This window comes from Alkalihalophilus lindianensis, from assembly GCF_032843265.1.
In the GTDB taxonomy this organism is placed as follows: domain Bacteria; phylum Bacillota; class Bacilli; order Bacillales; family Bacillaceae_D; genus Alkalihalophilus; species Alkalihalophilus lindianensis.
Genome location: NZ_JAWJBA010000098.1, coordinates 1 through 371, shown reverse-complemented (window position 1 = coordinate 371; position 371 = coordinate 1). Strand labels below are relative to the sequence as shown.

At 33.7% G+C, this 371-nt stretch carries 1 pseudogene; it reads left to right on the top strand.

Annotated features, from left to right (window positions below):
- A pseudogene (locus RYX56_RS21470) lies at positions 1 to 371 on the top strand (hypothetical protein); the annotation flags it as partial.

Here is a 371-nt window from a genome sequence, read left to right as displayed (position 1 = left end):
ACAAAAGCAGGAATCGTCGGTCCTAAAAATACTGTTGAGATGGTATTAGAAATTTCAGAAGAATATAAGGAGAAATTGCGTATATTTCCTTTTATTTATCAAAATCCAGAAGAAGCAATCGAAATTGTTAATAAAAATCAATATATGGTGGATATTTGGATCTTTGCAGGGCCGGTTCTTCAACCCATTGTGGAACAAAGTCAATCTAAGCAACCTTTCTTCTTTCTTCAATTGGATGGTGCCAGCTTAACTAAAACCCTGGTTGAAATAGGATATAAAGATCAACAAAAATTAGATAATTTAAGTATCGATATTATACCTAAACGTGATGTGTACGAGATATTTATGGATTTGAAGCTGCCGCAGGAATC